Origin of the sequence: Arthrobacter sp. ZBG10, assembly GCF_001238605.1 — a bacterium.
In the GTDB taxonomy this organism is placed as follows: domain Bacteria; phylum Actinomycetota; class Actinomycetes; order Actinomycetales; family Micrococcaceae; genus Arthrobacter.
In genome coordinates, this window is record NZ_LFQH01000102.1 from 1 (window position 1) to 7,395 (window position 7,395).

4 protein-coding genes are annotated in these 7,395 nt (G+C 69.5%); 1 reads left to right on the plus strand and 3 read right to left on the minus strand.

Going from position 1 to position 7,395, the window contains the following annotated elements; all coding sequences use genetic code 11:
* The 3 genes from ACU18_RS18515 to ACU18_RS18525 all read right to left on the minus strand — a co-directional run.
* The coding region (locus ACU18_RS18515; RefSeq protein ID WP_157407847.1) for an ATP-dependent helicase at window positions 1-2,892 on the minus strand (2,892 nt) is incomplete at its 3' end.
* A 29-nt stretch (window positions 2,893-2,921) separates the two neighbouring features.
* Window positions 2,922-6,164 carry an ATP-dependent helicase gene (locus ACU18_RS18520; RefSeq protein WP_050687952.1) on the minus strand — a complete coding sequence of 1,081 codons (3,243 nt, stop codon included), beginning with the start codon at window positions 6,162-6,164 and terminating at the stop codon, window positions 2,922-2,924.
* A 38-nt stretch (window positions 6,165-6,202) separates the two neighbouring features.
* The gene (locus tag ACU18_RS18525; protein ID WP_050687949.1) at window positions 6,203-6,619 is read right to left on the minus strand and encodes an MGMT family protein; all 417 of its coding nucleotides are present in this window, start codon (window positions 6,617-6,619) and stop codon (window positions 6,203-6,205) included.
* 63 nt (window positions 6,620-6,682) lie between these two features.
* Here ACU18_RS18525 and ACU18_RS18530 point away from each other — a divergent pair, with 63 nt between their 5' ends.
* Complete coding sequence (locus tag ACU18_RS18530) at window positions 6,683-7,393, plus strand: 3'-5' exonuclease (protein WP_050687950.1); 711 nt, start codon at window positions 6,683-6,685, stop codon at window positions 7,391-7,393.
* The last annotated feature ends 2 nt before the right edge of the window (window positions 7,394-7,395 follow it).

The following is a 7,395-nucleotide window of genomic DNA, read 5'->3' on the forward strand; positions in this document are numbered from 1 at the left end:
CCGCCGCTCCAGCAGCAGCGCCGCTTCACGGGCCCACCCAGCGGCCGGCCCGGCGGGCAGGCTGGCCGGAGTCGGTTTTCCGGCGTCGGCTGGGCTGTGCAGCTCCTCCCCCGCGGCCACGGCCGGCAGGGCAGCGACCACCCGCGCGGCGGCGGCCTCCATCATTGCCCGGCGGCCCCTTGACAGCCGGAGCCGCCCTCCGGTCCGCGGATCCACTGGCCCTTCCAGGGGGTCGTATGGCCAGGTGGCGATTTCGGTTTCCAGGGTCAGTGGACTGGCCTCCGGGAGGGACTCCTCATCGAGGGACAGCGGGTGGACGGTGGCCTGCGCCTGGTGTCCGGCACCCGCCGGTACCTGCGCCAACGGTTCCAGCTCGGCCAGGAATGGTGACATGGCTGCCTGGCCGGCCCGGGATCCCACCCATGCAGCGCTGGATACCCACAGGACGTGCTTGGCCCGGGTGTACGCAACGTAAGCCAGCCGGCGCTCCTCCGAGTCGCCGTGCGCCTGGACGTTGGCTTTGTAGTCCTTCTCGGCGTCCAGCCACCCTTTCTGGTCCGGCTGGTCCAGGTCCCACTGCGGCAGGTCGGCGCGGTCCCCCCGCAACGGCCATGGCAGTGCTGCCGCCCCGCTGCTCCAGCGGGAATCACGGTCGCTGGGAAAGGCACCCGCGTTCAGCCCGGGCACAAACACCACGTCCCACTCCAGCCCCTTGGAGGCATGGACCGTCAGCAGTTGCACTGCTTCCCGGTTGACGTCGCTCGCCGGCGCCTCCAGCCCGTTTTCCTCAGCGGACGCGGCTTCCAGCCACGCGAGGAAGGCGAGGATGTCCACACGCTGGGAGGTCCGCAGGAATCCCGCGGCGGCGTCCTGGAAGGCATCGAGGTTCCGGCGGGCCTGGTGGATGCTGATGCCGGGCCGGGCCGCCACTTCAATATCAAGGAGCATGGCCCGCTCCACTTCGCCCAACAGGGTGGTCAGGTCGTCGCCGAGGTAGCCGCGCAGCTGGCGGAGTTCGGCGGCGAGCCGGCCCAGCCGGTGGCGGGCGTCCGCGCCCAGTGTCCGGCCGTGGACGGAAACCCAGTCTTCCCGCGGCAGCCAGTCCACGGCTTCCACCAGGCTGGCGCCATCCGTGAGGTCGCTTTCGAGCACCTCAGGTTCGGCCGGGGCATCCGGCGAGCCGTCAGCGTCTGCGGCTGATCCCTCCGCAGCGCGTCCCCGCCGCCGCGCCAGCTGGCTGGACCAGTCCCGCAAAGCCATCAGGTCCGCCGGACCCAGCCGCCAGCGGGCGCCGGCCAGCAGTCGCATCAGGGCATCGGACCGGCCCGGATCGGCAAGCACCCTCAGGGTGGCTACCAGGTCCACAATCTCCGGTGTGTCCAGCAGGCCACCAAGGCCGACTATTTCGAAGGGAATCCCCCGGGCTTCGAACTGGCGCCGCACCGGTTCCATCTGGGCACGCCGGCGGCACAGGACCGCCAGTGCAGGCGGCACAGGTGTTCCGTCCGGGGCCAGTTCGAAGTCCGTAACCCGGTATTTCAGGACGTCCGCCGCCAGCGCTGCGGCCTCGTCCGCGTCGCTGCCGAACCGGCCCAGAACCACTGATCCGTCCACGGCATAGGGGCTGGCCTGAAGCGGGGGTACGTCCGCCACGGCACCCGGCGCACCGCCTGCCGGCCCCTTCTGTCCGGCCGCCCGGACCAGGGACTCGGACATCACGTTTGCCGCGGACAGGATGGAGCGCCCGTTGCGCCACGCCGTGGTGAGGTACGAGGTGGGTGCGGGCGACCAGTCCCCGAGCAAGCCGGGGCTGGTGTTGCGGACCGGGAATTCCCGTACGAAGTGGAAGAGCTGGCCTGCTGACGCGCCGCGGAAGCCGTAGATCGACTGGTTGGGGTCACCCACTGCTGTCACGGCGTGCCCGCCGCCGAAGAGCCGGGAAAAAAGCACCAGCTGGGCGTAGGAGGTGTCCTGGAATTCATCAAGCAGCACCACCTTGTAGCGCTGCCGCTCCATGTGGGCTGCCAGGGGCACGTCCTGCGCCACTTTGGCTGCGAGCGCCACAAGGTCGCCGAAGTCCAGGGCGCCGCGGGCGCGTTTGGCTAGGGCGTAGCGGCCCACCATGTCGGCCACGCTGGCCCTGGTGCGCAGCATCCCGGCGAGTTCAGCGGCGGCCTGTGGCGGGTTCTTCTTTTTGGTGGCCAGGTAGGGCAAAGCCTCGAACTCGGAGAGCCTGGCCATCAGCCACGCCTCAACATCCTCGGGTTCCTGCAGGTGTTCCGCGCATTCGCCCGCAAGCTGGATAACGGCCTTGACCAGGGTGGACTTCGCGGCACGGAAATGGGCGTATTCGCCGTCGTAGGCTTCCACCACTTCACTGGCCAGCTGCCACGCCTGGGCGCCGCCCAGGAGGACCACGTCCCGCTCCACGCCCAGCCTCAGGCCGTAGTCGGACACGATGCCGCTGGCGAACGAGTGATACGTGGAGACCTTGGGTTCGAGGGCGTCGGCACCGAGCAGGCCGGCCGGGAAGATCTTGTGGCCCTCGTCCTGGCCTGACAGGCGTTGCAGTCCCACCAGCTTGGCCCGGATCCGGGAAGCAAGCTCACCGGCCGCTTTGCGGGTGAAGGTCACGCCCAGGACTTCCTCGGGCCGCACCCAGCCGTTGGCCACCAGCCACACCACACGGTCGGCCATGGTGGCTGTCTTGCCGGATCCCGCGCCGGCGATCACCAGCCGCGGCGTCAGTGGTGAAGAGATGATGGCGGACTGCTCGGGGGTGGGAACGTTCTTCTCCCCCAACAGCACGGAGAGCTCTTCGGGTGTGAACAGCGGCTCCGGCGGCAGCTGCCCGGCCTGCTCCGTGCCCATTCTGCCCCCTGCCTGGTCCATTCCCGTTCGGTCATCTGCCTGGTCAGTACTCATTCGGTCACCTGCCGGCCGCGCGCACACAGCGGGCACACTTCCGGGAGCCGGCAGCCGTGGCCGCCATGACTGCCCTTCGACGGGTCATGCCGGGCCTCGAATTCGCTGCCGCCCATCACTGCCGCGGCGTCCTTGACCATGTCCATGGCCCAGTTTTCCTGCGGGTCAACGGGTTCCTGCTGCTGGATGGCGGGGGTTTTTGCTCCGGTTCCCAGCTGGGCCAGGACCGCTCCGCCGGGCGTGCCGGTGCCGCCGCCTTCCGGGGCTGCGAAGCCGCCGGCCAGGACCGCTGCCTGGTAAGCGCCCAGCTGCGGGTGCCGTGCCAGGTCGGCACGGCCTGGCTGGCGTTTGCCGGTTTTGAGGTCCACAATCACCAGCCTGCCCTGGCCGTCAATTTCCAGCCGGTCCACCTGTCCTCGGAGTACGGCGTCGCGTGGCTGGTCCCCGTCCACGGCTACAGTCCCCAGCGCCACGTCAAAGTCCGTTTCCACGCCCAGGAGGCTGCGGCCCTCGCTGCGCATCACCAGAACATACTGGGCCAGCTTGCGGACCATCGTTTCGGCACGCTGGAAATCCAGCCGGCCCTCCCAGTTGTCCTTCATCCCCAGCGCGGGCCAGCGGCGGACCAGTTCGGCCACGTATTCGGAGCCGGAGGCGTCCGGCAGTTCCTGTGCGATGGCGTGGACCAGTGTGCCCAGGCTGCGGGCGAAATCCGTGGCGGCCTCTCCCCCGGCTGCCTGGACGAACCAGTCCAGCGGTGACTTCTGGACGGTCTCCACCTTGGACGGCGACACAAAGACGGTCCCGCCGGGCGGCACCACCGCGTCCGTGGAGGTGGGGGGCGCCAGCCCCCACCAGGAGTCCGGGTGGGCGCCGGGAACGGGTGGCTGGGCGGATGCAAGGTGTGCCAGGATCCGTGCGGCCTCGGGAGCCGCGCTGTCCTCCGCCTGGGCATGCTGGCGCAACTCGGCAACGAGGGCCCGAAGGGTCATGGGCCGCTCCACCTGGGTGAAGGGCCTGCTTTCCTGGCCCCGTTCAAGGGGGGCCACGTAGTCCAGGAACGACGACGGCTGGTGGTCCTCTGAGGATACGGCGGTGCAGATCAGCAGTTCGCGGGCCCGGGAGACTGCGGTGGAGAAGCTCCGCAGTTCGTCGTAGCGGATGTCCCGCAGCCGGCTGAGGGGGTCCCGCTGCACGGCATACGCGGGGCCGTGCTCGACGGCGTCGCTGTAGAGGGTGCTGCCCAGCAGCTCGCCGCGCAGCCTTGTGTTGGGCCAGACGCCTTCCTGCAGCCCGGCAACAAGGACCACCGGCCATTCCCGGCCCGCTGCGCTGGCCGGAGTCATGATTTCCACGGCGTCGTCCACCTGGGCCCGGGCAGCCAGGGTGTCCATGGGCAGCTCCTGGTTCAGCAGGTACTCCAGGAACTGTTCCGGCCCGGCCCCTGGAACCTGGTCCACGTACCGTTCGGCGGTGTGGAACAACGCCATCATGGCGTCGAGGTCCCGGTCGGCACGGGCGCCGGGCTGGCCACCGGCAAGCGCGGTGCCCGTCCACTGGGACGACAGCCCGGTGGAGTTCCAGAGCGCCCACAGCATGGACTCGGCGTTGGCGCCGGGGACGGCGGCGGCCTGGCGGCCGGCCTGAAGCATCCGGGCCGTCCGCCGGGCGGCCCTGCCCTCGATACCCAGCGATGCCAGCTCCGCGGGGTCCAGCAGGGCTTCGATCAACAGCGCGTCGCTGGTCCGGCCACCGCCGCCCAGGAGTTCTTCGCGGCGCAGCGACTGCCGCAGCCGGCGCAGCTCGATGGGACTGGCGCCGCCAATCCTGGAGGTCAGGAGCGCAACTGCCGCCTCGGGGGTCAACAGTTGCGGGTCCAATGCAATGGCGAAGGCGTCCAGCAGGGGCCGGACCGCCACCTCGTCCCGGACGGCGGACTCTGCCACGGAAACGCGGACCGGGATGCCCTGGCCGGAGAGGTAGCGCTGGAGTTCGCTGACCTGCCCGCCGTTGCGGACGATCACGGCCACGTCAGTCAGGTTCCTGCCATGGTTGATGTGCTGGTCCAGGATGCGCTGGGCAACGTACCGCAGCTCATGGACGGGCGAGGGAACCAGGTGTGCTTCGACCATTCCCCGGGCCCGGTCCGGTTCCGGTGCTTCAAGCCTGCGGGCAAGCTGGCCGCCTGCCCGGACCGAGATGCGGCCGGCCACGTCCAGCCAGGCGGCAGCAACGGCCGGTGCCTGCCGGTGGGCATAGCCGAGGGGACACTCCACCACGGGGGCGGCCGGCGACAGAAGCCGGGGCAGTTCGGCCACGAGGTCCGGGCGCGCCCCGCGGAAGCCCTGGACCACGGTGTCCGGCGACGAGGTGACGTAGCAGTCCTTCCCCGCAGCGATGTCCGCCAACAGCTCGAAGACGGCCGGATTGGCTTCCTGGATGTCGTCCACCAGGACCAGCTGGAGACGGTCACGTTCGGCAGCGAGGAATTCAGGAAAGTCCTGGAAAACCTGGCGTGCCGCCGTGATGATTCCTGCCGGGTCGAAAGCCTCAGGCATCCGCAGGTCCAGGACGTCGCGGTACTCGGCGTACAGCCGGGCAGCGGCAGCCCAGTCCGGCCGCCCGCAGGCGGCGCCCAGGTCCTCAAGGTCCCCGGCGGTCCTGCCGGACTCGATGATGCGGTCAAAAAGTTGCCGGACCTCATGGCGGAAACCCCGCGTCTCCAGTGCCCCGTCAAGATCTGCGGGCCACGGCAGTTCCAGGCCGGGAATCCGGTGCCCCTCAAGGAGTTCCCTGATGATGAGGTCCTGTTCCGGCCCGGACAGCAGCCGTGGCGCCCGGTCCAGGGGAAGGAAGCCTGCCACTTTGGCCCGGCGGATCACGTCGAAGGCATAGGACGCCCAGGTCCGCGCCGGCGTGGTGCTCAGGCTTCGGTCCAGACGGGCGGTAAAGCGGTCACGCAGGAAGTCTGCTGCCAGGCGGCTGGGCGCCAGGATCAGCATCCGTTCAGGGTCGACGCCGTCCCGCTGGACCCGCCTGACGGCCGCCTCCACAAGGACAGTGGTTTTGCCCGTTCCCGGCGCGCCGGGGACCAGCACCGGCCCCGCGCCGTGGCTGACGTCCACGGCGGCCTGTTGGTCCCCGGAGAGCCGCGGGACGCCTGCGTGCAGCTGGCGGGGCGCAAGAAGCCGGAGACCGGCCGGTTCCGGGGTGGCCCAGCGCTGGTCCGGGTCCTGCAGGAAACCGTCGCGGACGCCGGTGAAGGGGATGGTTACGCTCACACCGACATTCCATCATCAGCCACTGACAATCGATGCACCTGGCGCTCCAGCAGGTCGGCGATGGCGTCGATCCGGTCGAAGTCCGCATCCAGCGGCGCCCACCGGGCGGCCTGCAGATCCACGCGCCAACGGCCCTCCCCCGTTGCCAGGAACGCCTGATGGGCACCGAGAAGCGGGGTGGCCTCGGCCAGGTAATGCCGCAGCGCGTCGGCTTCGTGGCCCTCCGGAGCCTGGCCGCTGGCCTTGAGGATGCGCCACCATGGAACACCGGTGCCGTAATGGCTCATCACCGCCCCCACCTGGCGCGGCCCGCCCGCGCCCAGGAGCTCGGCGACATCGCCGTAGGCCACCGCGGACCCGGCGGGAACCAGCTGTACCACCGCCAGTACCGCCTCCACATACTCAATCCGCATTGATCCAATGTAGCCGCAGTGGCGCTCCCCGGAATTGTCTGCGGTCACCGTTAGCGTTGAGGTATGAGCACCTGGAACACCCTCCCCCGCGCAGCCTTTGACCTTGAGACCACGGGCCGTAACTCCCGCGCCGCGCGGATCGTCACCGCCTCGGTCACGGTGGTGGACCACCAGGGTGCGGTCATCAGCGAGCACGAGTGGCTGGCAGATCCCGGCGTGGAGATTCCCACCGAGGCCAGTGACATCCACGGCGTCACCACGGAAAAAGCCAGGCGTGAGGGACGGCCCGCCCGCGAGGTCACCCAGGAACTTGCAACGCTGCTGCAGGAACTCTTCGACGCCGGAACCCCTGTCATTGCCTTCAACGCCAGCTACGACTTCACGGTCCTGGCAGCCGAGTCGGCCCGGTACGGTGTCCCCCAGCTGACCAGGTTCCCCGTCCTGGACCCCTACATCATGAACAAGCAGGTGGACCGTTACCGCAAGGGCAAGCGCACCCTGACCGCCCTGTGCGAGGAGTACGGCGTGGTCCTGGACAACGCACACACCTCAGCTGCGGATGCGCTGGCCACATTGCGGGTACTCGATGCCATGGCCGGCAAGTTCCCCAAGCTGGCCATGCCCGCCAGCAAGCTGCACCAGCTGCAGGTGGACTGGGCCGTCAGCCAGGCCGCCGACTTCCAGGGCTACCTGCGCAAAACCAAGCCTGCGGCGGTCATCGAAGGCGACTGGCCGGTCCTGCCGCCACAGGATGCCGGCGTCGGCGGGTTCTGACC